Origin of the sequence: Burkholderia sp. D-99 (assembly GCF_011605345.1) — a bacterium.
In the GTDB taxonomy this organism is placed as follows: Bacteria; Pseudomonadota; Gammaproteobacteria; order Burkholderiales; family Burkholderiaceae; genus Burkholderia.
The window spans coordinates 638214-664179 of record NZ_JAAOXM010000002.1; the positions used below are offsets into that span (position 1 = coordinate 638214).

Genomic DNA, 25966 nt, shown 5'->3' on the forward strand with positions numbered 1-25966 from the left:
TCGACAGGATGAACCTCATGTCTACCGCCGAGCTTTCCCCTTCCGCCGCGACGTTCGTGCTGCCCGCCGCGCGCATCGCCGGCCAGCCCGTGCACACGCATTCCGACACGGCTGGCGCGCCGATCTTCGATGCGTCGACCGGTAACGCGATCGGCTGGCAGGAATTCGCGACGGCCGCGCATGTCGATGCCGCGGTGCGTGCCGCGCGCGACGCATTCGCCGGCTGGCGCGACACGCCGCCGGCCGAACGCGGCCGGTTGCTCGCGAAGATCGCCGAGCGCGTCGAAGCGTCGCGCGACCGCCTTGCGGCGCTGCAGATGCAAGTGAGCGGCAAGCCACCGTTCGAGGCCGACGCCGATGTCGGCGACGTCGCCGCCACGTTCGCGTACTACGCGAAGCTGTGCGAAGACCCGGCGCTGTTCGCGGCCGAACCGGTCGCGCTGCCGAGCGACGCCGTCACGGCCGAGCGCTTCTATGATTCCGTCGGCGTCGCGGCACTCGTCATGCCGTGGAACTTCCCGATGGTCACGACCGCGTGGAAGCTCGCGCCCGCGCTCGCGGCCGGCTGTGCGGTCGTGCTGAAGCCGTCCGAACTCACGTCGCCCACCGAGCACGCGCTGCTCGACATCATCGTCGAGGCCGGTGTGCCGGCCGGCGTCGTCAACGTCGTGAACGGCGGCGCCGAGGTCGGCGCGGCGCTGACCGCGCATCCGCTGATCGACAAGATTTCGTTTACCGGCAGTACGGCGGCCGGCCGCAAGGTCATGCAGGCCGCCGCCGTCGACATGAAACGCGTGACGCTCGAACTCGGCGGCAAGTCGTCGCTGATCGTGCGCGACGACGCCGATCTCGACGTCGCGGTGTCGCTCGCGGTCGCGGGCGCGTTCACGAACGCGGGCCAGATGTGCTCGGCCACCGCGCGCATCCTCGTGCACGACAGCGTGTACCGCAGCTTCATGGCCGCGTTCGAGACGGCCGTGCGTGCGCTCGTCGTCGCGCCGCCCGCCACGGAGCAGGTCGCGATGGGGCCGCTGATCTCGGCCGCGCAGCGCACGCGCGTCGAAGCGATGCTCCAGCACGGCATCGATGCGGGCGCACGCGTCGCCTTCAGCGGCCGGGTGACGGATGCCGGCGGTGCGGGTTTCTTCATGGCGCCCGTCGTGATCGCCGAGCCGGCGGCCGACAACCCGCTGTGGACCGACGAAGTGTTCGGCCCCGTCGCGTGCGTGAAATCGTTCCGCACCGACGACGAAGCGATTGCGCTCGCGAACGACACGCGCTACGGGCTCGTCGCGACCGTCGTGACGCGCGATGCGGGTATCGCGACGCAATTCCAGCAGCGCGTGCGCGCGGGGCTCGTGTGGATCAATGCACCGCAGCTCATCTATCCGCACGTGTGCTGGGGCGGGTTCGGGCTCAGCGGGATCGGCCGCGAACTCGGCGTCGCGGGGCTGCGCAGCTATCAGGAACTGCGCCACGCGATGCGCGCGATCGACTGACCAGTGCGGCCGTTCAGGCCGTTGGCGGCACCGTGTCTCGTGCACGGTGCCGTTTTTTTTTGGTTCTTCGCAGATTACGGGGAGAGGGTTGGGCAGCCTGGCAGCCCTTCGGTCGGTGTTCGGTGTTCGGTGTTCGGTGTTCGGTGTTCGGTGTTCGGTGTTCGGTGTTCGGTGTTCGGTGTTCGGCGTTCGGCGTTCGGCGTTCGGCGTTCGGCGTTCGGCGTTCGGCGTTCGGCGTTCGGCGTTCGGCGTTCGGCGTTCGGCGGTCGGCGGTCGGCGTTCGGCGTTCGGCGTTCTACGTTCGGCGTTCTGCGTTCTGCGTTCTGCGTTCTGCGTTCTGCGTTCTGCGTTCTGCGTTCTGCGTTCTGCGTTCTGCGTTCATGAGTTTGACGGCGCGTAAGCAACCCTCAATGCGACAGCGCCGCGGCGTGATCGTGCTCGCGCAGCGGGCCAGGAATCGCGCACTGCGCGAGCCCGCCCGCGTCGATCCACGCGCGCGTACGTTCCGCGGCCTTGTCGATCAGTTGCGCGCACTGCGAATAATCGTATGACGACACGTCGAGCGGGCAAAGCGGCGGCACGACATGGATTTGCGCGCGTGCCGCGTACAGCTCCAGATCGCGCACCAGCTGCCGCGCGATCACGAGCGTCAATGCATGCGTCGCATGCGCGATCGCGCTGCGCGGCGGTACGCGCAACGCACAGGCAAACCCGGCCGGCAGCACGACGATCCGCTTGACGCCGAGCGCAATCGCCACGGAAATCGGCGTATTGTTCGCGACGCCGCCGTCGACCAGCTCCACACCGCCGATGCTGACCGACGGAAACACGCCGGGAATCGCCGCGCTGGCCTGCACGGCATCCACCACCGGGCCGGCGGACAGCACGACTTCCCGGCCGCTCAGCACGTCGGTCGCGACGATGTGGAGCGGCAACGCGGCCTGCTCGATCCGCTGGTACGGCAGGTTCCTTTCCAGCAGCAGGCGCAGCGCGTCGGCTTCGACCAGATGCGGCCGGTTGCGCAGCAGCATCGCGACGATGCTGCGCATCGAGAACGGCATCACGTCCTGGCGGCGGATCCTGCACCACAGCGCGGCGAGCATCGCGACGCCGTCCGCATCCGGCCGGCCGGCGAAATAGGCGGCATTGATCGCGCCGGCCGATGCGCCGACGACGCAATCCGGCCGTTCGCCGCTCGCGACCAGCTCGCGGAGCATGCCGACCTCGATCGCGCCAAGACTGCCGCCGCCGGCGAACACGAAGGCGGTCGAGGGAGTGGAATCGGACGTCACGGTGCACCCTCCTGCGGTTGGCTGCGACAGTGCTTTCTCCATGATGGATCGTGCGGCGCCCCGTATGTCCTGATGAAAACCCTGCCGGCACGCTGCTCCGGCCGTTCGGCGACGATGCGCGCCGCGGTCCCCTGAATCCCGCGATGAAGCTTTCATGGGGAAGGTTACGTCATGCGTCGCCTCGTTTCCGGGTCGCATCCCTACGGAAATCAACGCGAAGGCCGCGCACTTTTTGACTTCGATCAAGAAAATCGTGTACATCGGCACACGCAAACGTGTGCCGGGCGTGAATCCTGCGTGATACGTGGAATCACGGGTTCAGTCGTCCGGGCGATCGCCGTTATTGCATCAACACCCACCGACTGGCATCGCGTCGCGACGCATCGGGACGGCTGCCCGGATCGCACCCCACATACAACGATCCGGCGCCGTCGCGGGCATGGAGCGGTATGGCCGGACGTCCCGCTCGCCTTTCGACAACAGATGCAGCAGCGCAAGCCGCGCAAGAGGTAATCATGTTTGTAGCCATCGGGTGGATCGTCGTGATCGGGTCGGTGATCGGCAGCTTTGTCGGCGTGGGCGGCCATTTGCCGGCCTTGCTGCAACCATTCGAACTCCTGTGCATTTTCGGTGCCGCGCTGGGCGCCTTCGTCGTCAGCAATCCGGTCACGACGCTGAAGAAGACGATCAAGAGCCTGCCGACCTGTTTCAAGGGCGGCGGCTATACGAAACAGCAATACGTAGAACTGATCGCACTGCTGTACGAGCTGCTGCAGAAGGCGCGCAAGGACGGCATGATGGCGCTCGAGGCCGATGTCGATGCGCCCGAGCAAAGCCCGCTGTTCCAGAAGTATTCGCATGTGCTCGAGGATCATCACCTGCTCGACTTCATCGTCGATTATCTGCGGATGATGTCGGGCGGCAACGTAAACGTGCTGGAAATGCAGGACCTGATGGATGAAGAACTGCATACGCACCATGCAGAGGCATCGGTCGCGGCCAACGCGATCCAGAAGATGGCGGACGGCCTGCCGGCGTTCGGCATCGTCGCGGCGGTGATGGGTGTCGTGCATACGATGGGCTCGGTCGGCGCGCCGCCCGCCGTGCTCGGCAAGATGATCGCCGGCGCGCTCGTCGGCACGTTCCTCGGCATCCTGCTCGCGTATGGCTTCGTCGGGCCGCTCGCGGATCTGCTCAATGCGAAGGGCCGCGCCGCGGCCAAGCCGTTCCAGTGCGTGAAGGCCGTGCTGCTCGCGTCGATGAGCGGCTACGCGCCGGCGGTGGCGGTGGAATTCGGCCGCAAGGTGCTGTTCACGGCCGATCGCCCGAGCTTCAAGGAGCTCGACGAGGCCGTCCGCGCGACGAAGTCGCCCAAGCCAGCATAACGGAGGCGCCATGGCCGACAGCCGCTCCAACTCGTCGAAACAGTCCGCATCGGCATCGCGCGTCGTCGTGCGCCGCAAGAAAGGCGAGGACCACGATGCCCACCACGGCGGCGCATGGAAAATCGCCTACGCCGATTTCGTCACGGCGATGATGGCGTTCTTCCTGCTGATGTGGCTGCTCGGCTCGGTGTCCAAGTACGACAAGCAGGGGATCGAGGATTACTTCAACACGCCGCTGTCGACGCTGCTGTCCGGCGGGAAAGATGCGCAGGCGCCGCGTCCGAGCGTCGTGCAAGGCGGCGGCCGCGACCTGTCGAACCCGGCGCCGGCCATCGACGCGAAAGCGCAACCGGTGCCGGCCAGCTCGCCCGCGGCACTTGCCGACATCGTCGATACGCAAAAGCTCGAACGCCTGAAGGCGAAGCTGAGCGCGGCGATTGCACAAAGCCCGTCATTGCGCGCGTACCAGGACCAGATCCGGATCGCGATCACCCACGAGGGCTTGCGCATCGAGATCGTCGATTCGCTCAAGCGCCCGATGTTCGCGTCGGGCAGTTCGCAACCCGAAGGCTATGCCACCGCCATCCTCAGCCAGATCGGTACGGCACTCGACGATGTCGAAAACCGCGTGTCGATTGCAGGCCATACCGATTCGACGCCGTATCCCGACGGCCGCACGGGTTATTCGAACTGGGAGCTCTCCAGCGATCGCGCGAACGCCGCGCGGCGCGCGCTGGTCGCGGGCGGATTGCGGGAAGAAAAGCTGCTCCAGGTGCGCGGGCTCGCGGATGTCCTGCCGCTCGACAGGAACGTCGCGGACGAGCCGACCAATCGCCGCATCAGCATCCTCGTGATGAACAATGCCGCCGAGCAGGCGTTCTTTCGGGACGGCGGCAGGACGCCCGTGGACGAATCGGCCGGCACCCGGGCCGCCGTGCTGCCGGCGACGCTCACACGGCAGCATTAGGCGCGAGCGCATTCGCGAACGTGGGCGGGGTGTGTGCGATGTGCCCGGCCGCCGCGCGCATGCTCGTGCGCGACAGCGTTTTCCTCAGCTTCACGGTCGCGTTCGGGACGGGCGGGCGCGACATCGACTGACTCGTGCGGTTATTTAGGCGGTTGTTCGGGTGGTTGTTCGGGTGGTTGTTCGGGTGGTTGTTCAGGTGGTTGTTTGCGTGGTTGTTTGGGCGGTTGTTCGAGCTGTTGTTCGAGCTGTTGTTCGAGCTGTTGTTCGAGCCGTTGTTCGAGCCGTTGTTCGAGCCGTTGTTCGAGCCGTTGTTCGAGCCGTTGTTCGAGCCGTTGTTCGAGCCGTTGTTCAGGCCGTTGTTCAGGCCGCTAACGGCACCATGTCTCACGCACGGTGCCGTTTTTTCTGCGCACTCGATATATTCCGTAGAATATATCGATACCTGCACTTCCGGAGATTCACCATGCCCCGTACGCCGACGGATCGCGCCTCGCAGCGCGTCGCACGGGAACAGCCGCTCGCGCGCAAGATCAGCGCGCTCAGGCCGCTGTCGAGCGACGCGCGCGCGCAGCAGGTCACGGATGTCGTCGACGCGTTCCGGCGCCTGCGCGGCAGCGTCGTACGCTTCATCCGGATGTTCTCGGCCACGCACGCTGAAGCCGCGCCGGACGATGCGCTGTCCGCAATGGGCTTTCGCGAATTGCTGTCAACGCTCGAAGACGACGCACGCACCGCCCGCTTCACGCGCCTGCCCGAACTTGAACGGGCGATCGGCCACGCGCGCCGACTCGAACGCACACGTGACGACGTGTTCTCCGATTCGTTCAGCAACGACCCGGCCGCGATGCGCGACGCGGTCGCCGCGCTGGAGCGCGTCGACGTGCTGTTCGTCGGGCTGTGCGTCGAGTACGTGATGGAGCGGCACGCACCGGCATCGCTCCCCGTTTCGCCCGCGGCGCCGGCGTCCGCATCCGCGTCCGCATCGGCATCGGCCGCACTACCGCGCACCGACCGCTCGACCGCGCTCTGCTGACCGCGCCACGCCGCGTTACTCCCTGATTTCCCCGGAATTTCTCGCGTTATATTCCGTGGTATATTTCGCGAATCTTTCGCGCATCCGTCCCCGGCTCGACCACGCCGGACAGAGGTCAACATGCACGCTCCGCCCTTTCGCCTTGCCCGCACGGCGGATCTCTCGTCGCCCGGCGGTAATCTGCCTGCGGCAACCGGCACGCGGGTCGACGCATGCTGCGCGCCGTCGCGCGCGCAACTGACCGAGCTGAAGCGCCGCACGCGCCTGTCCGAGCTCGATGCGAACCTGCACTGCTCGATCATCGGCACCTGCCTGACCACGCACGAACTACGCAGGCTCGTGCCGAAATTCACCGACCTCGACCGCCAGCACGCAACCGACCTCGACATCCATCACGCTGCCGTCGAGCTCGCGATCGACGGCACGGCCGGCGCCAAGGCATTGCACAAGGCGCTCGACGAGCGTTACGCCGGCGCGATCCGCGCATTCGACAGCGCACAGGACGCGGATGACCTCCTCGCGCGCTGGAAGGAAGCGCTGAAGAGCGGCGACATCCCGCCGGCCTACTGGGCGCTGATGACGCATCCGCGCACGACGATGGTCGTGCGCCAGGCTGCGTTCGGCGACCTGCACATGCTGTCGCACCTGGTCGGCGCGGCCAATCGCGCCGATATCCGTCGGCTGGTCGCGCTGGAAGAGGAGAATGCGGCGCTGCACGCGAAGATCGACCGGCAGCAGGCGCGCCTGCAAGAAATGAGCGCGCAGCGCGACGCGGCGCTGCAGGAACGGGATGCCCTCGCCGCGCGCCAGAACGCGCAGCCGCTGGCGGCTGAAAGCGTCTTGCGCGACGAAGTCCACGAACTGCGCGAAGCGCTGGCCGTGCGCGACGAACGACTCGCACTGCACACGAGCCGCCGCGAGGCGGCCGAGCAGCGGATCGCCGCGGAACAGGCGAGCGCCCGCGCGATGCGCGCGCGGCTCGACGACCTGATGGCGATGGTGAAGACGCTGCGCGCCGAAGCGAGCGCGATCGAACAGGCGGTGCAGGCGTCGGCGGACGATCCTGCCGAACACGCGGCCGATCCGCTGTCGATCCTTCAGGGCATGCGTCTGGTGTACGTCGGCGGGCGCCCGGGCTCGAACCGCGCGATCAGGCGGATCGTCGAAGCGGCGGGCGGTGACGTGACGCTGCACGACGGCGGCATCGAGGATCGCAAGGGCCTGCTGGCCGCTGCGCTACCGGGCGCGCACATGGTCGTGTTCCCGGTCGACTGTATCGACCACGATTCGATGAACCTGCTCAAGCGCATCTGCGAACGCCACCACATCGCGTACTACCCGCTGCGGACTGCCAGCGTCGCCAGCTTCGTCGAACTGATCGGGCGGCTCGATGCGCAGGCACGCGATGTCATGGCGCCGGATGCCGCCGCGGGCGGCACGCCGCGCTTCTGCCTGCGGCACGGCTAGGGCCCAATTCGCTTCGACGCGTTCTTTACGCACGGCCCTTCAGCAGGCCAGTGCAAGCCCGTCGTCAGCAAGAGCAGGCCACGGGCAAGCGTTCGCGCAGCCCCCCTTTCAGCGCCGCACCATTTTCGTCAGCGCGGCGATTTCGTCGGCGCACGCCGCGTAGGCACGCGCCTCGATCCCGCGATAGAGACGGATGATCTCCTCGCCGACCGGCGTGAGCACGCTGCCGCCGCCGCTCTGCCCGCCATGCTCGGACACCGTCGCCGGCGATTTCAGCGAGCGGTTCAGTTCGTCCATCAGCAACCACGCACGCCGGTACGACATCTTCAGGCTGCGCGCCGCCGCCGAAATCGAACCGTGCTCGCGCACGGCTTCGAGCAGCGCGACCTTGCCCGGGCCGAGCGCGATCGTGTCGGCCTGCTGGATCCGCATCCTGAACCGCACCTCAGGCTTGGGGTGTGCCGGTGTCTTCATGTTGTCCTGCCCTTTGAACGATGCGGGCAAGCATACACGATGGCCGGTCCGACGCATGCCGGCCGCCTGCGCGCCCGTTCAAACCTCGAGCACGCGCGCGACGATGCCGGCCAGCCGCTTCACGTGGCGCGGCGCGGGCAGGAGGTCGGCGCCGGAGAACAACAGCGGCGCGCCGTCGTCGATCGACAGCGGCGCGTCGCCGCATTCGAACGCGACGATCACGTGTTCGCCGATGGGCGTATTGAACAGTTCATGCCAGGAAAACGTGACCGCGTAGCCGTCGTGCGCATGTGCGATGAACACCATGCGCTTGAAGTCGCCCGGTGCGTCGTTGCGCAGCCCGGCCGCGTCGAGCAGGTCCTTCAGCCGCGCGCCGCGATACGGCGCGACCGAGCGGATGAAGCGGTTCGTCGTGAAGCAGCGCAGGTCGAACGGCTCGGCCGTCGCGCTCGCATGCCGGCGCAGATCATCGAGCGTCACCGTCATCGGCCGCACGAATGCGCCCGTCAGCGCGATCGAGCCTGCCGCCGCCTGATGCTCCTGTTGCGCCGAAGGCGCCGCCGTCCCTGCCATCTCCATCGCCCGCCTCCATGACGGCCCGCCGGTGGGCGTGCCTGCGCTGTATCGGCGGATATATTACGCCGGGAAAAGCCTGGCCGGCAGAATGCGCGCCGCATGGGCGGCATAACGGCGGCCGATCGTGCCCCCGCCGCCCGGCGCTACGCCAGCACGATGTTCTTGATGGCTTTCTTCAGGCTCTTGAAGCTGTCGACCGATTCCGCCTTGGCGTCCGTCACCAGTGCGCCGATCCGCGCCGGCTCGCAGAAGCTGATCCGGCTGTTCGTGCCGAGCTTGCTGAAATCGGCCAGGATCGCGACGTCCGCCGCGTTGCTCACCATCGCGCGCGCCACTTCGGTTTCCATCCGGTCGTAGTTGGTCGCGCCGCGGACGGCATCGACGCCCACCGGCGACAGCAGCGCGAGGTCGGCGCGATAGCGGAAGATTTCGGCGACCGTGCCGTCGCCGACGGTCGCGGCCGCGCGGCTGCCGATCATCCCGCCGAGCAGGATCGTCTCGTTCCTCGCCTGCCCCGGATCGCCCGACCGCATCTTCAGCGCGACGTCGATCGAGTTCGTGACGATCGTGAGGCCCGACAGCTTCGCCAGTTCTTCGGCCAGCAGTGTCGTGGTCGTGCCCGCGTCGATGAACAGCGTCTGCGAGCCCGTGACCAGCCTGGCCGCCGCCCGGGCGATCGCCAGCTTCGCCTTCACGTGGGTCTGCGCGCGCTCGGCGATCGGCGCTTCGTCGCCCACCTGCACCGCGCCCCCGTGCACGCGCTTCAGTTCACCGAGCGCTTCGAGATCGACGAGATCGCGACGCACGGTTTCCCGCGACACGTTCAGGTCGGCCATGATCCGGTCGGTGGAAACGCGCTGCATCTTCGATAACAGAAGCCGGATCCTCTGGTATCGCTCTTCTTGCCACATGGAATGTCCTCGGAGTGAACGTCAATATTATTCGAACGACGAACTACGCAGCGCTCTCCTCCATCTTTTTGACGCCGACGAGGGTCTGCAGGGATTGACGCACCGCCTGGACCTCGCTGCTCGTCATCTTTGAAAACACCACGTGGATGCGGTCGTCGTCCGGCGCGGCATCGTCCTGTTCGATGATGAACTGGACGATGCGCGCCTGGTCGATGCCGGGCATCGCCTGCAGCGACGTCAGCTTCACAGCGCCGCGGCTCGCGAGGATGCGCACGCCCCAGCGCTGCCGTGCGGCGAAGAAACGCTTCTCGATCGGCTTCAGGCCGGCCAGGATCGCGAGCACGATCGCCGTCGCGGCAATCGCGGCCACGTACATGCCGCCGCCCACCGCCAACCCGACCGCCGCCACGACCCACAGGCTCGCCGCGGTCGTCAGGCCGCGGATGATCTCGCCGCGCAGCATGATCGAACCGGCGCCGAGGAAGCCGATGCCCGACACCACCTGCGCGGCGACGCGCGACGGGTCCAGCGACACGTTCTTCGCGTTCTGGATATCCGCGAAGCCGAACGCCGACACGACCATCACAAGCGCGGCGCCCACGGCCACCAGCATGTGGGTGCGCAATCCCGCCGCCCACGACAGGCGTTCGCGCTCGATGCCCACGATGCTGCCGAGCAATGCCGCCAGCAACAGGCGGGACACGATTTCCAGCTGACTGATCATTCGAGGTCTCCTTGCTATGCCTGGTCCACCTGATGAAGCGCGGCCCGCACGGGCCACCACCCGATTCTTCCTGCCTTCATCCGCCGGAAACCGCATCCGGCTTCCGGCGAGTTGTATTTTTGTGCGATCTTGCGATTTTGTGCGTTCTAATATACGGTACGAAAAACTACAAAGCCAGACCCAAGTTCGTTTGTTTCATCCGATCAGCACGATCAATCGTCAGACCATTCAGGCAACACGATCCGGAACACTTGCTTAGGAGACCCACATGATGAAGAAGGCATGGATGCTGGCAGCAACGCTGCTGGCGGCGCTGGCGACGGCCCCCGCTCACGCATCGGAAGGCGACGTCTGTAAAAAGGTGACGCTCGGCGATGTCGGCTGGAGCGACATCGCGGCCACCACCGGCGTCGCGATGATGCTGCTCGACGGGCTCGGCTACGAGGCGACCAAGACGATCGCGTCGCCGCCGATCGTGCTGGCCGGCGTGAAGAAGGCGCAGATCGACGCGTTCCTCGGCTACTGGGATCCGAGCATGACGCCGACGGTGAAGCCGTTCGTGGACGCCGGCGCCGTGCATCAATTACCGCAGCCCAACCTGGTCGGCGCGCGCTACACGCTGGCCGTGCCGCAATACGTGTCGGACAAGGGGCTCAAGAGCTTCGCCGATATCGCCAGATTCCGCGACCAGCTCGACGGCAAGATCTACGGGATCGGCGCCGGCAACAACGGCAACGCGCTGATCCAGCGGATGATCGACAGGAACGAGTTCGGGCTCGGCGGCTTCAAGCTGGTCGAATCGAGCGAGGCCGGGATGCTCGTACAGGTGACGCGCGCCGTGCAGGAGCACCGGATGATCGTGTTCCTGGCGTGGGAGCCGCATCCGATGAACATCAACTACAAGATCGCCTATCTCGACGGCGGCGACACCGTGTTCGGCCCGAACTACGGCTCGGCGAAGGTCTACACGCTCGTCACGCCCGGCTATCTCGAACGCTGCCCGAACGTCGGCCGGCTGCTGACCAACCTGAAGTTCACGACTGACGAAGAGAACCAGCTGATGGTGCCGATCATGAATCACGCGGACCCGGTCGCGGTTGCCAGGGAATGGGCGAAGAAGCATCCCGGCGAGCTGTCGAAGTGGCTCGACGGCGTGACGACCATCGATGGAAAGAACGCGAAAGACGCGATCGAGAAGCTGATCGGCGCGTAAGCCCGCAAGACAAGGAACCCCGCATGTACAAGAATCTCGCGCTGTTCGATCTCGACCACACGCTGCTGCCGCTCGACAGCGACCAGGCCTGGGCCCGCTTCATCTCGCGGGTCGGCTGGCGCGAGGACGACGCGCACGCCGCGCTGATCGACGAGCACTACGGTCATTACGCGGCCGGCACGCTCGACATGAACGCGTATCTCGCGGTGACGCTCGCACCGCTCACCCGCTATCCGCGCGAGGTGCTCGAACGCTGGCATGCGCGGTTCATGGACGAAGTGATCCGTCCGGCGATTACGCCGCAAGCGCGCGAACTGGTCGACCGGCATCGCGAAAACGGCGATCTCTGCTGCATCGTGACGGCGACCAACGTGTTCGTCACGCGGCCGATCGCGGCCGAATTCGGCATAGAGCACCTGCTCGGTATCGAACTCGATACCGACGACGGCACGCCGGGCGGCGCGTTTACCGGGCGCAGCACCGGCGTGCCGAGCTTCCGCGAAGGGAAGATCGTGCGCACGACCGCATGGCTGGAGTCGCTCGGCTACGCTCCGGTCGATTTCGAACGCACCTACTTCTACAGCGATTCGATCAACGACGTGCCGCTGCTGGACTACGTCACACATCCGGTCGCAACCAATCCCGACTCGAAGCTGTTGCAAGTGGCAGGCACGCGCGGGTGGCCTGTCATGAAGTTGTTCTGATTCGGGCGATATTCTCTGCTGTCCATTTTCATGTCTGGAGGGGTAATGAAATACGGAGCACGCAGCAACAATCTCGATCGTTCAGGAATCCGATTCGAATCGGATAGAAAGCATGTCGTCAGGTCGCGCCCGCCGGAAAGCCGTTTTCCGCACTGGCGCGGCGTTTTCATGATCGCACTGATGTGCACGCTGGCCGCTTGCGGCGATGGCGACTCGGGCACCGCGGCCAACGTGGCGGCCGCGCGCGCGGCCGCACCGGGTTCGGCGTCCACGCCCGTCCTGCACTGCGCGAGCGCGTGCCACTGACCGACTCAGGCCCCAGGGCCAGCCATCCACGACAGAGAGCGATCATTCAAAACAAACCCACAACACGACGCCAGTTCCTCGCCGATGCATTGAAGCTCGCCGGTGCGACCGCGATCACGGGCATGCTGCCCGAAAGCATCGCGCGCGCCCAGGCCATTCCGGCGGCCACCGTGACCGGCACGATCCAGGACGTGAAGCACGTCGTGATCCTGATGCAGGAAAACCGCTCGTTCGACCACTACCTCGGCACGCTCGGCGGCGCCCGCGGCTTCGGCGATCCGCGGCCGGTGGTGATTTCGAGCGGGTATCCGGTGTGGCGCCAGCCCTGGCTGTTGTCCTACGTGTTTCCGTTCAACCCGTCCCCGCCCTCCGGCATGGCGAACGGCGACACCTACTACGGCGACCTGGACCACAGCTGGACCGGCACGCACAGCGCCTGGAACAACGGCCGCTACGACAACTGGGCCGACGCGAAGACCAGCGGCACGATGTACTACTTCACGCAGAAAGACATCCCGTTCTACTACGCACTGGCGAGCGCCTTCACGGTGTGCGACGACTACCACTGCTCGATGCTCGGCCCGACCGACCCGAACCGGCTGTATCTGTGGACCGGGTGCTGCGGCAACGTGCCGGGCTATTCGCCGTACACGGACAACACGATGACCGGCACCGGCTGGACGACCTTGCCGGAACGGCTGAACGCGGCCGGCGTCACGTGGAAGTTCTACCAGGACAAAGGCAACGGCCTGGATGCCGGCCACGCGTACGGCAATTCCAACAGCGCCGGCAGCACGCTCTGGTGGAACGGGAACTACGGCGACAACATCGTTCTCAACTTCAAGCAGTACCAGAACCTCGGCGCCAACGATCCGCTGGCGCCCGCGATCAACGGCACGCAGATCGACCCGAGCGGCGGCGGCAAGGAATACGACACGAACCTGTTCAGCCAGCTGCAGGCCGACGTCGCGAACGACACCTTGCCGCAAGTGTCGTGGATTGCCGCGCCTTACGCGTACTGCGAGCATCCGTCGTGGGCCGCGAGCGGCGGCGAATGGTACGTGAGCAACGTGCTGAATGCGCTGACCTCGAATCCGAAGGTCTGGGCGAGCACCGTCCTGCTCGTGATGTACGACGAGAACGACGGCCTGTTCGATCACGTCCCGCCCGCCGTCCCGGCCAGCTCCGCGGCCGGCACCGGCCAGTCGACCGTCTCGACGGCCGCGGAATTCGTCGCCAGCAGCGGCAGCGCATCGGATGGTTCGGCCAGCGGCGACGTGCCGATCGGGCTCGGGCCGCGCGTGCCGATGTTCGTGATCTCGCCGTGGTCGAAGGGCGGCAAGGTGAATTCGCAGGTGTTCGATCACACGTCGGTGGTCCGCTTCCTGGAGGCGCGCTTCGGGTTTCAGGAAACCAATATCTCGCCGTGGCGGCGCGCGGTCTGCGGCGACCTGACGTCGGCCTTCGATTTCTCGAACGCCGACCAGACCGTTCCCGCGATCCAGCCGCCGGCGAGCAACATGAACCCGAACGGCCCGGCCGTCCTGATCCCCTACCCGACCACCACCGCGGTGCCGGCGCAGACGGCCGGCCGCAGCACCGCCTGCCGCCTGCCCTACGAGTTCTTCGTGCAAGGCAAGGTCAACCGCGCCGGCAACGCGCTGTCGCTGACGATGACCAACACCGGCACCGCCGGCGTACACCTGCAGGCGTGGGTCGACGGCACGGGCACGATCCCCCGGCATTACACGATCGCGGCCGGCGCGAGCCCGTGCGCGAACCTGTCGGATTCGCTCGCGCTGAATGCCGGCGGCAGCTACGACTATTCCGTCTACGGCCCGAACGGCTTCCTGCAGACGTTCCGCGGCAGCGTCGGTTCGTCCGGCAACAGGGGATCGACCGCCGAAATCAGCCTGTGCTACGACGTGGCCAACGGCAACGTGCAGATCACGCTCGACAACTCCGCCGGCGCCGGCGCGACGACGTTCCAGCTCACCGACAACGCATACGGAATGAACACGCGGCAGTCGGTCACCGTCGCCGCCGGCGCGACGCAAGCCGTCACGTGGTACGGCGACGGCGGCTGGTACGACGCCAGCATCCGCGATGCGAACGATCCGAACTTCCTGCGCCGGGTGGCCGGCTGCGTGCAGACGCAATCCGGCCTCCTGCTCACGGATTCGGCGATCGGCAATACCGGCAAGAAGTTCGTCGCGTCGCTCGCTTCGCAGGGCTCGACGTTCGGCACGCTGCGGTTCGACTACGTCGCGCCGCCGTGGAGCCACAGCCCGAAGAACTGGGTGGGCATCTTTGCGCATGGCGCGCAGCCGACCAAGGGCAGCTACAAGTCGTGGGCGTACCTGCCGAAGAGCACCGGCTCGCTGCTGTTCTCGTCCACGGCCAACAGCACGCTGGCGTCGGGGCAGTACGACGCGTGGTATCTGTTCGACGACGGCTACACGCCGCTCGCGGGCCCCGTCACGATCAACATCTGACGGCAGGGCCAGACCGCGCCGGCCGCCTGTATGGGGCCGGCACGCATTCGGGCGCGACGTGCCACGTTGCGCCCGAATGCATTTCCAGCCGCGCTACACGCGCGACAGACGCTACACGAGCAGATCCTCGTAGAACGCGCCGAACGGCCGTGTCGGATGCGCGATCTGGATTTCGAGGATCCACAGCCCGGCCGCCGGCGCGGCATCGAAGTCGCCGAGATTGCCGGCCTTGTAGATCGCATGCGGAAAATCGCTGACGCGGTGCCCCTTGATGTCGACGTTCAGCCGGAAGCCGTGCGCGTCGGCGCGTTGCGCGGCGAATTCGTACAGCGCGATGCCCGCGCAGCCGGTGGTGCGCCAGTGATGCTCGACTTCGTCGTAGATCACGCGCGCCGCGTGCGCACACGCATGCATGTCCGGATCGTCGCCGCACACGAACGTCGCACCCGCGTCGCCCTCATGCTTCGACCACACCGCGCCCAGGTCGATGAAGAAGATGTCGTCGTCGGCGAGCACCGGGTCTGCCACCGAGCGCTCCTTGAACGTGCGCAGCGTGTTTTCCCCGAAGCGGACCAGCACCGGATGCCAGATCCGGTCCATCCCGAGCGCCTGCAGCACGCTCAGCCCCAGCGCGTTGGCCTCCGATTCCCGCATGCCGGGCCGGATGCCGTCGGCGATCGCGTCGACGGCCTGCCATGTCATGGTTCTTGCGTGCTGCATCGCGTCGAGCGAAAAGGCTTCGCCGACGGCTTCGCGTTGCGTCGAGTTCAAGATGGGGCTCCCGTGAGGGTGAATGTGGGGCGACACGATCGACCGTCGCTTCGATATGCATGATCGAATATATCGCTTTCCGGGCCGACGCGTTGCCGGGTCATCGTGTCGCCCACAGCAAAACGGGCACTCCGATGGAGTGCCCGTTGTCGCGCCGGCTCAGGTTCCGGACGTCGCGACGGGTGCTGCCGGCTTCGACAACGCCCGCCTTCCTTCGTCGATCAGAACTTGTGACGCAGGCCGATCCGCGTGACGAGCTGCGTGTTCGCGCCCGCGTTGCCGATGAACGACCCCGACGAGCCGATCTCTGCCTGTACCGGCACCGCGCGGCCGCCCATCGTGTTGCTGCCCGACGCCTTCTGGTAAGCCGCGCTCACATAGACGTCCGTGCGCTTCGACAGCGCATAGTCGACCGCGGCGTTGACCTGGTGCCATTTGCCGTCGAAGCGGCCGTCGAGCTTCGAGAACGTATAGCCGAGCCCACCGCTCAGGGCCGGCGTGAACGCGTAGCGGCCGCCGATTTCGTAGTTGTTCAGCTTCGACGATTCGCCCGACAGCGGCACGAACTTCGTATGCGTCCAGTTCGCCCACACGAGGGCCGCCGAGATCGCATAGCGCGCGCCGACGCCGACCGTCTCGAGATCGCGCAGCCCCTGCGTGTTGATGTTCGCGATGCTCACGCCGAACGCGGGCGTCGCGCCGTTCGGGAAGCGGATGTTCGTGTACGCGGCACCGATGCCGAACGGCCCCTGCGCATAGTTCGCGCCGAAGCTGTACGCGCTCGACGAACCCTGCGAGCCGTTCGCGCCGGTCGTGGTCGGCGTACCTGCGAACTGCGTCGAGTTCGAGAAGCCGTACATCGCGCCGAACGTGAGGCCCGCAAAGTTCGCGCTCTGGAACTTCACGGCGTTGTTGATGCGGCTCGACGTCAGCTGGTCGAGATCGTTGATGTGATACGCGTAGTTGCCGGCCGGCGTCTGGCTGCCCATCGTGTAGTTCGCGCCGATGTAGTCGGTCGAGAACGAGTACTGGCGGCCGAACGTCAGCGAGCCGATCCCGTTCTTCGACAGCCCGACGAACGCCTGCCGGCCGAACAGCGCACCGCCCTGGCCGATCGAGCCGTCACCGCTGCTGAAGCCGTTTTCCAGCACGAACAGCGCCTTCAGCCCGCCGCCGAGATCCTCGGTCCCGCGAATGCCCCAGCGGCTGCCCGAAGCAACGCCGTCACCGTACTTGACGAGCTTGCCGTGCCCGCCCGACGTCGCGACCTTGTTCGAATACGTGATACCCGCATCGATCAGCCCGTAGAGCGTGACGCTGCTTTGCGCGTGCGCGGCGGTGCCGAACATCCCGAGTGCGGCCGCGGCCACGATGGTCTTTTTCATGTTCCCTTCCTTTTGTTGTTGACGCGCGCGCCTGTGTCGCAGCGTGACGCGCGGCGTGTTGACGACGAACCGACTGATGAACGAGCGCAAGCCACAGGATCGCCGCACGCACGCCTGCCTCATGCGCGTGCACGATGTTCCGTTTCGATGCCTGTGTGGGCTTGCTGAAGCGGCATGCCGCGGGGCGGCCGCTCGTGTTGCAGCGCCGGCAAGCGTGCGCACCGATTGCGCATGCCGCGACGACGCGTTGCTCCGGCGATGCAGGTCAGAATCTCTTCCGGCTTTCGTGGAGCGGGTGGCGACGTGGCGCCTGACGACGCCACGACCTTCGATATATTTTTCGAAATATATCGAGTTGTCACGAAACGGTAAACATTTATTCGGGTTCCTGTCGTCTTTCATCCACATGCGGACGACGGTCGACTGGATCGAAGTCGCGACGTACGACGGCCGGCATCGCACCGATGCCGGCGACGGGCCATCGCCGAAATCCAGCATAATCGGGCGGTTGAACAGGCGTCGTAGCCGGCGTGCGAATCCCGCACACGTTTGCGTCGCCGTCCGGTTCACGGCTTGCCCGCGTTCCGCCGTTACGGAAGGAGCCAGTCTGTGCCGGTCTCGCGCGCGCTGGATTGTGCCGGGGCAAAAAATCGAAGCAAGCACAAACGCGATGCGGCGCACCTCACGACGCCGCCGATCGCATCACGGACCACACCACGCCATCCCGCAGAAGACAGGACACCGACACATGGACCGAGCCGAACACATCAGCATCGAACAGACGAGCGGGCTTCCCGCCGACGAACTGGATCGATGCGACTTCTCGTTCGACATCGCGTGGGAATTGAACGCGCCGTATCAGGACTTGCTCGATCTGCGCGCGCTGCCGGCGCGCCGCAAGAATTACGGCTTCGATCCGGCCGGCTGGGCAGACGAGGCGACCGGCAAGACCGCGCTCTTTCGCGCGACGGCCGGCAGCCGGCTCGCCGGGTTCGTGGCGATCGGGCAGAGCTGGAACGGGATGGCCGAGATCGCGGAGCTGGCCGTCGATCGCCACAGCCGGCGGCAAGGCATCGGGCAGTTGCTGCTGGCGGCCGCCGAATCCTGGGCGCGCAGCCACGGGTTCGGCTTCATGCGGCTTGAAACGCAGTCGAACAATGTCGCCGCGTGCAGCACCTATGCCCGCTCGGGCTTCGTGCTGGGCGGGCACGATCGCCTGCTGTACGCGGACGACGAGAACGCCGGTGAAGTCGCGCTGTTCTGGTACAAGGACCTGCGCGACGGGCAGACCGCGCGGATCCGCACGGTCGACCCGGCATCGATGCGGCCGGTGCGCTGACGCACCGCCGAGCGCGCGTCTTTGCCGCGTCAGGCCCGCGTCGCCACGATGAACAGACGCGGGAACGGCAGCAGCACGGTGCCGTCGGCAAGCGCCGGATAACCGCCCGGGCCCGCGATCGCATCGCGATACCGCGCGAGAAACGCCGCGCGTTCGCCGTCGTCGAGCGCCGCGAGGAACGGCCGCAGCGCGCTACCCTTGAACCATTCGACGACCGCGTCGGCACCGCCGCGCAGCGGGTGGTAGTAGGTCGTGCGCCACACGTCCACGCGCGAGCACAGCGGCGACAGCAGCGCGTGGTAATAACGCGCATCGAACCGCTCGGTGCGTGCCGCGCCTTTCAGCTTGTCCGCCCACGGCCCGGCCGCGGCGACCTCGCGCATCAGCCGATGCGCGGGTTCGTCGAGGTTGTCGGGCATCTGCACCGCCAGATGGCCGCCCGGCGCGAGCCTGCCGACGAGCGCCGGAAACAGCGTGGCGTGCGCGGGCACCCATTGCAGCACCGCGTTCGCGAGGATCAGGTCGTAGCCGCCGGGATCGGCCCATGTGGAAATATCCACGACATCGAAACGCTGGTCCGGCAGGCGCTTGCGCGCGGCGTCGATCATGTCCGCCGATGCATCGATCCCGTGGACCGTTGCGTCCGGCGCACGCGCGATCAGCGCCTCCGTGGAATTGCCGGGCCCGCAGCCGATGTCGATCGCGGTATGGATCGGCGTGTTCGGCACCGCGGCCAGCAGATCGCGGATCGGGCGCGTGCGTTCGTCCTCGAATTGCACGTACTGGGCGGCGTATCGATCGAGTGGGGTCGTCATGTCGTTCCTCCTGGTCGGCGTGGACGGCCGTGCAGCTGCCTGCGTGCACGATGCGGGGGGCCGTCGATGCGAAGCATTCTGCGATCGTCACGAAGTTCAGTAAAATGAATTTAATATCGTGATTGATTCAAAAATCTGATGAAGATCGATACGCTCGGTGTCCAGGCTTTCGTCGCGATCGCCGACGGCGGCAGCTTCCGGCAGGCAGCCGATACGCTGCACGTCACGCAGACGGCCATCACGCAGCGGCTGCGCAAGCTCGAAACCTTTCTCGGCGTCGCGCTCGTCGAGCGCACCACGCGCCGCACCACACTCACCGAAATCGGCCGGCGCTTCCTGCCGCAAGCGCGCCGGCTGCTGAACGAGCTGTCCGACGCGCTCACCGAAATTCGCGAGACCGGCCTGAGCCAGCGCGGCGACGTCACGATCGCGTGCGTGCCGACGGTCGGCGTGCAATACCTGCCCCGCATCCTGCGCGCATTCTCCGCGCACCGGCCGCATGATCGCGTGAAGATCCTCGATCACGCGTCGGCGTCGGTGCTGCAGGCCGTGCTGCATCGCGAGGCCGAGTTCGGCATCGGCATCGCCGGCGACCAGCATCCCGAACTGGTCAACGTCCCGCTGACGAGCGATCCGTACGTGCTGGTGTGCCGCGACGATCATCCGCTTGCGAAGCGGCGGCGCATTCGCTGGGCCGCACTGCAGCCGCATCCGCTGATCTTCGCCGGCGAAGTGAGCGGCAATCGCGGGCTGCTCGACGGCGCGCTGAAAACGAGCGGCGTGTCGCTGCATTCGTTCTACGAAGTGCAGCGCAGCTCGACGGCGCTCGGGCTCGTCGCGGAGGGGCTCGGCGCGGCCGTGGTGCCGAAGCTCGCGATCCAGAAGAACGCGTATCCGATGATCCGCACGATCGAGCTCGTCGAGCCGGCGGTGTCGCGCACGCTCGTGCTCGTCACGCGCAGGAACGCGCAACTGTCGCCGGCCGCCCGTGCGCTGTACGACATGATCGTCGAACAGGCGACACTTGCCCGATAGTGTCAGTAGCGTGTCACGAAAGCCGTGCCTTCCGGTAGTATCGCCACACGCGGTCGCGACGGCCGGTGCCTACCCGGCGCCGCACCCGTCACGCCACCGCTGCAACGGCTGTTCCTCACCACCCCAGCACGGAGCACTGCATGGCCTATCGCACCTACCACAAGCGCAAGATTGCAGACCGGGAACTCCATCCCGAAACCCAGATGATGTCGTACGGCTACGATCCGTTCCTGTCGGAAGGATCGGTGAAGCCGCCCGTGTTCCTCACGTCGACGTTCGCGTTCCGCACGGCCGAGGACGGCGCCGAATTCTTCGACGTCGTGGCCGGACGCAAGCCTGCGCCCGAAGGCGAAGGCGCGGGCCTCGTCTACAGCCGTTTCAATCACCCGAACCTGGAGATCGTCGAGGATCGCCTCGCGCTGCTCGACGATTCCGAAGCCGCCGTCGTGACGTCGAGCGGCATGTCCGCGATCGCGGCGATCTTGCTGACGTTCCTGCGGCCGGGCGACTGCGTCGTCCAGTCCGTGCCGCTGTATGGCGGCACCGAAACGCTGATCTCGAAGTTCCTGCCCGAGTGGGGCATTCGCTCCGAAGCCATCGCCGACGGGCTGTCCACCGTTGCGATCCGCGCCGCGCTCGAAGCGGCCGCGCAAAAGGGCAACGTGCGGATGTGCTACATCGAGACGCCCGCCAACCCGACCAACGCGCTGTTCGACCTCGACGGGCTGCGCAGCGAGATCGATGCGTTCGAGGCACGCCACGGCTATCGCCCGCTGTCGGTCTGCGACAACACGCTGCTCGGGCCGCTGTATCAGAAACCGTCGCGGCAAGGCATCGACCTGAGCGTGTACTCGCTGACGAAATACATCGGCGGACATAGCGACCTCGTCGCCGGCGGCGTCACGGGCGCCCGCGACCTGATCACGAAGATCCGCTCGATCCGCAGCTCGCTCGGCTCGCAGCTCGACCCGCATTCGTCGTGGATGATCACGCGCTCGATGGAAACGCTCGTGCTGCGCATGCAGCAGGCCGCGCGCAGCGGCAGCGACGTCGCCCGCTGGCTCGCCGGCAATCCGCATCGGCCGGTGCGCGTGCTGCACCCCGAACTCATCGACGATCCCGTCTACCAGGCCGTCTACCAGCGCCAGTGCAGCGGGCCCGGCTCGACGTTCGCGTTCATCCTCGACGGCGGCCGCGAGCAGGCGTTCAGGTTCATCAACCACCTGACGCTCTTCAAGTCCGCGGTCAGTCTCGGCGGCACGGAGTCGCTGATCTGCCATCCGGCGTCGACGACGCATTCGGGCGTGCCGGCCGATGCGCGCGCGGCGGCCGGTGTGTCGGAAGGGTTGATTCGCGTGTCGGTCGGGCTCGAACATCCGGACGACCTGATCGCCGACCTGTCGTACGCGCTGGAGCATTGCTGACGCGGGGGGCGTGCGCCCCGTGCCGTTCGCACGGGGGTAGTTCCCACCGCGGCGCGGAGCGGGCATTCAGTGACACCGCCCGCGCCCGGATGCCGGCGTTTGAGCCACGTAAACGTGCTCGCACAAGGATCAACAACATGAGCACCGTACGGCATCCGTACCGGATCACCGATCTGCAAGGCGCGCCGATCGCGACCATGACGATCGTGCAGGAAATCGAAAAGCTGGACGAGTTGCCCGATCGCTACTGCTCGGGTCGCGTGTCCGTCGAACTCGAATACCCGGGATCGCGATTTGGATCGACCACTCGGGTGAAGATATTCCCGTTCGAAGGACGATGGTTTCCGCTGGACGAATCGTCGTTCAAGATGCACATCGGCGACTTCATCCTGCCGCCGGAATTGTGCTGCCGGGGCATCGGCACGCTGTGCTGGTCGGAGATCCATCAAACGCTTCCCCTTCCGCCGGGCTTCTCGCTCCTGCTTACCGGCAGGCTCAGCGACAAGGATGCAACGATGACCGGCACGATCCTCGGAAAGCAGCAAACGATCGACAACCTCGAACGCCGGAACGGATTCTGGCGCCGCATGCTGGATCCGGCCAGCCTGACGTTCGAGTCCGACGAGAACGGCGAAGGATTTTTCAAAGGCCGGTTCGTGGATCCGGCCACTCACGCCAGCTATGCGCCCAAGGCGATCGCCAAGAGAATCTGACCGCGCGACGCGAGCCGGCTGAACCGGTTCAAAGCACCTTCACCATGAACACGCGCGACGTCCCTTCCGGTTCGCACGGCACTTCGCCGAACGCTTCGTAACCCTGCTTCCGGTAGAAATCCGGCGCCTGGAACGAGATCGTGTAGAGCACCGCACGCGCACATCCGCGTCGTTTCGCTTCCGCTTCGGCCTCGCGCAGCAGCCGGCTGCCGAATCCGCCGCCGCGCAGCGATTCCGGCAGGTAGAACAGATCGATGAAGAAGAGACCGAGCGACGTGCGCCCCGTCAGGCCGCCCACGATCTCGCCGGTCGCGGGATCGGTGACGTACACGTCGAGCGTGGCCGCGTCGGCGCGCCCCGTCATCGCGTGATTGAATTCGCCGAGCTTGCGGCTGATGAAGTCGCGTGCGGCAGGCTGCTCGGTGTCGGTCAGTCGAAGGGTTACGTCGGGAAGGGCTGTCATCGGGAGAATGTGCGCGTGAAAGGGCTGTCGGGTGTGCCGCACCGTCAGCGGGCATCGCACGACCAGCGCGCGCCGCCCGCTGCGTGACGACCGCGCTACTCGCGCGCGATATCGCGTGCCATGTGGAATTCCCACGCGTTGTTCGGCCACATCGGGAACCCGAACCCCGGCGCCGAAGGCACCGTCGCGAATCGCGACGGCTGTGCCGCCTTGCACGTGGCATCGTCGCCGTAGCCGACCAGCTCGGTCACGAGCGAGCCCGCGTTCTTCAGCGACGCATCGGGCGAACCATCGGTCATCGAAGGCTCGAACCCGCTCTGCACATTCGCGCGCAGCACGACCCGCCCGATCGACGGCGCATACCACGATACTTCCCTGCTGTAGCCCGACACCGTGCACTCCGGCGCGTCGCAATGCATGCCCATTTCACGCAGCGTCGCATCGGTCGTGCCGGGATCGCTCTTGGTCCACGACGTGGTGCGCACGATCACGAACGTGTCGTACGTGCCCGCGCCAACCTGCCGCTTCTCCGTACCGATCACCTCGCTCGACGCAACGGCCTGGTAGCGGTAATGCCATGCCCATCCGCGGCCGATACTCGAGGTCACGGTTTCGTCGAAGCGGTCCTCCCACTGCTTGCCCGGCTTCAACGGAAACACGAGCAGCCTGCGCTGGCCGTGTCGCGCCGGGTTTGGCGTCGTATAGGTCGAGATGTCCTCGTCGATCTTCACCGGTGCGGCGGCCGGCCCGGCGTCGTAGCTCGCGACGCCGTCATGCACGGCCTTGAGCGTCATCGGCGTCACGTGGCCCTCGCCGACGCTGTAGCACCACGTCGTGCCGACGGCCGGCAGGGTCCGGGTGTCGGCGGCCGGCGCGGCGGCCGCCCATGGTCCGTGGCTCATCGCGACCGCGGCGGCGGCAGCGCCGATCAGCGGCGCCATTCTTCTTGACGGGTGGCAGGACATGGCAGGAACGTGTGTCGTGGAATTGTCCGACATGATGCCAGCAAAGCACGCGGCACACGACCACCCCGCCACCCGCCTCGCCAGCAAGCGGCCAATGCAAACGGCGGGCCCGTTACGGGCCCGCCGTCGCTTTCGTCACGCGATCACGCCATCACGCCATCACGCCATCACGCCTGCGCTCACGCTCACGCCACCGCGAACGCCGCCTTCATGTCGGCCACGCGGCGCCGCTCGCGCGCGATCATCATCCGGTTCACGACGATCACGCCGATCGTCACCGCCGTGATGAACAGCGTCGCCAGCGCGTTCATCTCCGGGTTCAGCCCCAGCCGCACGCGCGAGAACACCACCAGCGGCAGCGTCGTCGACCCCGGCCCCGACAGGAACGCCGACAGCACCAGGTCGTCGATCGACAGCGTGAACGACAGCAGCCACCCCGACAGCAGCGCCTGCGAGATCAGCGGCAGCGTCACCACGAAGAACACCTTCAGCGGCGTCGCGCCCAAGTCGAGCGCCGCCTCCTCCAGCGACTTGTTCATCTCCTTCACGCGCGACTGCACGATGATCGCCACGTACGACACGCACAGCATCACGTGGCCGATCCAGATCGTCAGCATCCCGCGGCCCTTCGGCCAGCCGAACATCTGCTCCAGCGCAACGAACAGCAATAAGAGCGAGATACCCTGGATCACTTCCGGAATCACCAGCGGCGCGTTGATCATCCCCGTGTACAGCGTGAAGCCCTTGAAGCGGCCGAAGCGCGCGAGCACGAAGCCCGCCCACGTGCCGATCACGACCGACGCGGTGGCCGTCAGCAGGCCGATCTTCAGCGACAGCCACGCGGCGGTCAGCAGCTCGTCGTCGTCCAGCAGCGCGCTGTACCACTTCAGCGAGAAGCCCGACCACACCGTCACCAGCTTCGACTCGTTGAACGAGTACACGATCAGGCTGATGATCGGGATGTACAGGAACAGGAAGCCGAAGGCGAGAACGCCCGTCGACAGCGGTTTGCTCGGCTTGATCATTTCGCGTCCTCCAGTTCCTTGACCTGGTAGTACTGGAACAGCGCCATCGGCACCAGCAGCAGCATCACCATCGCGACCGTCACCGCGGACGCCATCGGCCAGTCCATGTTGTTGAAGAATTCATCCCACATCACGCGGCCGATCATCAGCGTGTCGGCGCCGCCCAGCAGTTCCGGAATCACGTACTCGCCCACCGCCGGGATGAACACCAGCAGGCTGCCCGCGATGATCCCGTTCTTCGACAGCGGCAGCGTGATCCGCGTGAACGCGACCCACGGTTTCGCGCCGAGGTCATACGCGGCTTCGAGCAGCGTGAGGTCCATCTTCACGAGGTGCGCGTACAGCGGCATCACCATGAACGGCAGGTACGAATAGACCATCCCGATGTAGACACCCGCGTCGCTGTGATAGAGGCGCAGCGGCGTGTGGATGATGCCCAGCGCGATCAGCGTGTGGTTCAGCAGGCCGTCATCCTTCAGGATGCCGATCCATGCGTACACGCGGATCAGGAACGACGTCCAGAACGGCAGCATCACGGCCATCATCAGCACGTTGCGGCGGTTCGGTTCCGAGCGCGCGATGTAGTACGCCATCGGGTAACCGATCAGCAGGCACAGCACCGTCGATACGGCGGCCATCTTCAGCGAGCTGAGGTAGGTCGCGATGTACAGGTCGTCCTGCAGCAGGAACGCGTAGTGCGACAGCTGCAGCGCAAAGTGCACGACGCCGTCCTTGAACTCGACGAGCGACGTGTACGGCGGAATGCCCATCACCTGGTCGGCGAAGCTGATCTTCAGCACCAGCACGAACGGCAGCGCGAAGAACACCGCGAGCCACACGAACGGCACGCCGATCGCGACGCTGCGGCCCGACGGCAGGAAGCGCGACAGCGCGGCGAAGCGGCTCGGGCGGGCGCGGCCGGCGCCGGCGCTCGCGGCGCCGGACGACACCGGCGCGGACGGAGTGGAAGCAGAGGTTCTCATCG

At 66.4% G+C, this 25966-nt stretch carries 26 protein-coding genes; 13 read left to right on the forward strand and 13 right to left on the reverse strand.

Going from position 1 to position 25966, the window contains the following annotated elements; translation table 11 throughout:
- The first annotated feature begins 17 nt into the window (after window positions 1-17).
- Window positions 18-1499 carry an aldehyde dehydrogenase family protein gene (locus HAV18_RS10015; protein ID WP_166955173.1) on the forward strand — a complete coding sequence of 494 codons (1482 nt, stop codon included), beginning with the start codon at window positions 18-20 and terminating at the stop codon, window positions 1497-1499.
- 407 nt (window positions 1500-1906) lie between these two features.
- Here the strand turns inward: HAV18_RS10015 and HAV18_RS10020 are convergent, their stop codons facing one another.
- Complete coding sequence (locus HAV18_RS10020) at window positions 1907-2833, reverse strand: patatin-like phospholipase family protein (protein ID WP_208101897.1); 927 nt, start codon at window positions 2831-2833, stop codon at window positions 1907-1909.
- Between the two features lie 473 nt (window positions 2834-3306).
- Here HAV18_RS10020 and motA point away from each other — a divergent pair, with 473 nt between their 5' ends.
- Together motA and motB are read left to right on the forward strand one after the other, a co-directional pair.
- The gene (gene motA / locus HAV18_RS10025; protein ID WP_166955177.1) at window positions 3307-4176 is read left to right on the forward strand and encodes a flagellar motor stator protein MotA; all 870 of its coding nucleotides are present in this window, start codon (window positions 3307-3309) and stop codon (window positions 4174-4176) included.
- A gap of 10 nt (window positions 4177-4186) precedes the next feature.
- The gene (gene motB, locus HAV18_RS10030; protein WP_166955179.1) at window positions 4187-5143 is read left to right on the forward strand and encodes a flagellar motor protein MotB; all 957 of its coding nucleotides are present in this window, start codon (window positions 4187-4189) and stop codon (window positions 5141-5143) included.
- Here motB and HAV18_RS39625 read toward each other — a convergent pair.
- On the reverse strand, window positions 5127-5531 hold the full coding sequence (locus HAV18_RS39625; RefSeq protein WP_208101898.1) for a hypothetical protein: 405 nt from the start codon (window positions 5529-5531) through the stop codon (window positions 5127-5129). The genes motB and HAV18_RS39625 overlap by 17 nt on opposite strands.
- Window positions 5532-5606: 75 nt before the next feature.
- Here HAV18_RS39625 and HAV18_RS10040 point away from each other — a divergent pair, with 75 nt between their 5' ends.
- Together HAV18_RS10040 and HAV18_RS10045 are read left to right on the forward strand one after the other, a co-directional pair.
- A complete protein-coding gene (locus tag HAV18_RS10040) occupies window positions 5607-6176 on the forward strand; it encodes a hypothetical protein (RefSeq protein WP_166955181.1) in 570 nt (189 codons plus the stop codon).
- Between the two features lie 120 nt (window positions 6177-6296).
- Window positions 6297-7643: a DUF2325 domain-containing protein gene (locus HAV18_RS10045; protein ID WP_166955183.1), complete on the forward strand. Its 1347-nt coding sequence runs from the start codon at window positions 6297-6299 to the stop codon at window positions 7641-7643.
- Between the two features lie 108 nt (window positions 7644-7751).
- On the opposite strand, the gene HAV18_RS10050 is transcribed toward HAV18_RS10045, so the two are convergent.
- The 4 genes from HAV18_RS10050 to HAV18_RS10065 form a co-directional block, all read right to left on the reverse strand.
- Window positions 7752-8117 carry a winged helix-turn-helix domain-containing protein gene (locus tag HAV18_RS10050; RefSeq protein WP_230950191.1) on the reverse strand — a complete coding sequence of 122 codons (366 nt, stop codon included), beginning with the start codon at window positions 8115-8117 and terminating at the stop codon, window positions 7752-7754.
- Window positions 8118-8195: 78 nt separating this feature from the next.
- Window positions 8196-8696 carry a molybdopterin-dependent oxidoreductase gene (locus tag HAV18_RS10055; RefSeq protein ID WP_166955185.1) on the reverse strand — a complete coding sequence of 167 codons (501 nt, stop codon included), beginning with the start codon at window positions 8694-8696 and terminating at the stop codon, window positions 8196-8198.
- A gap of 140 nt (window positions 8697-8836) precedes the next feature.
- Window positions 8837-9604: a DeoR/GlpR family DNA-binding transcription regulator gene (locus tag HAV18_RS10060; RefSeq protein WP_166955187.1), complete on the reverse strand. Its 768-nt coding sequence runs from the start codon at window positions 9602-9604 to the stop codon at window positions 8837-8839.
- A gap of 43 nt (window positions 9605-9647) precedes the next feature.
- Window positions 9648-10328 carry an MgtC/SapB family protein gene (locus HAV18_RS10065; protein WP_166955189.1) on the reverse strand — a complete coding sequence of 227 codons (681 nt, stop codon included), beginning with the start codon at window positions 10326-10328 and terminating at the stop codon, window positions 9648-9650.
- A gap of 268 nt (window positions 10329-10596) precedes the next feature.
- Between HAV18_RS10065 and HAV18_RS10070 the strand changes: the two genes are divergently transcribed.
- The 4 genes from HAV18_RS10070 (at window position 10597) to HAV18_RS10085 (ending at window position 15046) form a co-directional block, all read left to right on the forward strand.
- Window positions 10597-11541, forward strand: a complete 945-nt coding sequence (locus tag HAV18_RS10070; protein WP_166955191.1) for a choline ABC transporter substrate-binding protein — start codon at window positions 10597-10599, stop codon at window positions 11539-11541.
- Between the two features lie 23 nt (window positions 11542-11564).
- Entirely contained in the window at window positions 11565-12245 is a 681-nt protein-coding gene (locus tag HAV18_RS10075) for an HAD family phosphatase (RefSeq protein WP_166955193.1), read from the forward strand.
- A 168-nt stretch (window positions 12246-12413) separates the two neighbouring features.
- Complete coding sequence (locus HAV18_RS39835; RefSeq protein WP_243771593.1) at window positions 12414-12551, forward strand: hypothetical protein; 138 nt, start codon at window positions 12414-12416, stop codon at window positions 12549-12551.
- Between the two features lie 44 nt (window positions 12552-12595).
- Complete coding sequence (locus tag HAV18_RS10085; protein ID WP_166956731.1) at window positions 12596-15046, forward strand: phosphocholine-specific phospholipase C; 2451 nt, start codon at window positions 12596-12598, stop codon at window positions 15044-15046.
- A gap of 111 nt (window positions 15047-15157) precedes the next feature.
- Here HAV18_RS10085 and HAV18_RS10090 read toward each other — a convergent pair whose 3' ends face one another.
- Together HAV18_RS10090 and HAV18_RS10095 are read right to left on the reverse strand one after the other, a co-directional pair.
- The gene (locus HAV18_RS10090; RefSeq protein ID WP_166955197.1) at window positions 15158-15817 is read right to left on the reverse strand and encodes a M24 family metallopeptidase; all 660 of its coding nucleotides are present in this window, start codon (window positions 15815-15817) and stop codon (window positions 15158-15160) included.
- A 221-nt stretch (window positions 15818-16038) separates the two neighbouring features.
- Entirely contained in the window at window positions 16039-17202 is a 1164-nt protein-coding gene (locus HAV18_RS10095; RefSeq protein WP_166955199.1) for a porin, read from the reverse strand.
- Between the two features lie 748 nt (window positions 17203-17950).
- Here HAV18_RS10095 and HAV18_RS10100 point away from each other — a divergent pair.
- Window positions 17951-18541: an N-acetyltransferase gene (locus HAV18_RS10100; RefSeq protein ID WP_166955201.1), complete on the forward strand. Its 591-nt coding sequence runs from the start codon at window positions 17951-17953 to the stop codon at window positions 18539-18541.
- A gap of 29 nt (window positions 18542-18570) precedes the next feature.
- Here the strand turns inward: HAV18_RS10100 and tam are convergent, their stop codons facing one another.
- Complete coding sequence (gene tam / locus HAV18_RS10105; RefSeq protein ID WP_166955203.1) at window positions 18571-19356, reverse strand: trans-aconitate 2-methyltransferase; 786 nt, start codon at window positions 19354-19356, stop codon at window positions 18571-18573.
- Window positions 19357-19494: 138 nt separating this feature from the next.
- On the opposite strand from tam, the gene HAV18_RS10110 reads away from it, so the two are divergent.
- The 3 genes from HAV18_RS10110 (at window position 19495) to HAV18_RS10120 (ending at window position 22528) form a co-directional block, all read left to right on the forward strand.
- Window positions 19495-20391 carry a LysR family transcriptional regulator gene (locus HAV18_RS10110; RefSeq protein WP_166955205.1) on the forward strand — a complete coding sequence of 299 codons (897 nt, stop codon included), beginning with the start codon at window positions 19495-19497 and terminating at the stop codon, window positions 20389-20391.
- Window positions 20392-20531: 140 nt separating this feature from the next.
- Entirely contained in the window at window positions 20532-21815 is a 1284-nt protein-coding gene (locus HAV18_RS10115; protein WP_166955207.1) for a cystathionine gamma-synthase family protein, read from the forward strand.
- 137 nt (window positions 21816-21952) lie between these two features.
- Complete coding sequence (locus HAV18_RS10120; protein WP_166955209.1) at window positions 21953-22528, forward strand: hypothetical protein; 576 nt, start codon at window positions 21953-21955, stop codon at window positions 22526-22528.
- Between the two features lie 28 nt (window positions 22529-22556).
- On the opposite strand, the gene HAV18_RS10125 is transcribed toward HAV18_RS10120, so the two are convergent.
- The 4 genes from HAV18_RS10125 to HAV18_RS10140 form a co-directional block, all read right to left on the reverse strand.
- The gene (locus HAV18_RS10125; protein ID WP_166955211.1) at window positions 22557-22991 is read right to left on the reverse strand and encodes a GNAT family N-acetyltransferase; all 435 of its coding nucleotides are present in this window, start codon (window positions 22989-22991) and stop codon (window positions 22557-22559) included.
- Window positions 22992-23086: 95 nt separating this feature from the next.
- Window positions 23087-23893, reverse strand: coding sequence for a hypothetical protein (locus HAV18_RS10130; protein ID WP_166955213.1), 807 nt, complete (start codon window positions 23891-23893; stop codon window positions 23087-23089).
- Between the two features lie 248 nt (window positions 23894-24141).
- Window positions 24142-24981 carry an ABC transporter permease subunit gene (locus HAV18_RS10135; RefSeq protein ID WP_166955215.1) on the reverse strand — a complete coding sequence of 280 codons (840 nt, stop codon included), beginning with the start codon at window positions 24979-24981 and terminating at the stop codon, window positions 24142-24144.
- The gene (locus HAV18_RS10140; protein WP_166955217.1) at window positions 24978-25964 is read right to left on the reverse strand and encodes an ABC transporter permease subunit; all 987 of its coding nucleotides are present in this window, start codon (window positions 25962-25964) and stop codon (window positions 24978-24980) included. The genes HAV18_RS10135 and HAV18_RS10140 overlap by 4 nt, the downstream gene beginning before the upstream one ends.
- Window positions 25965-25966 lie beyond the last annotated feature (2 nt).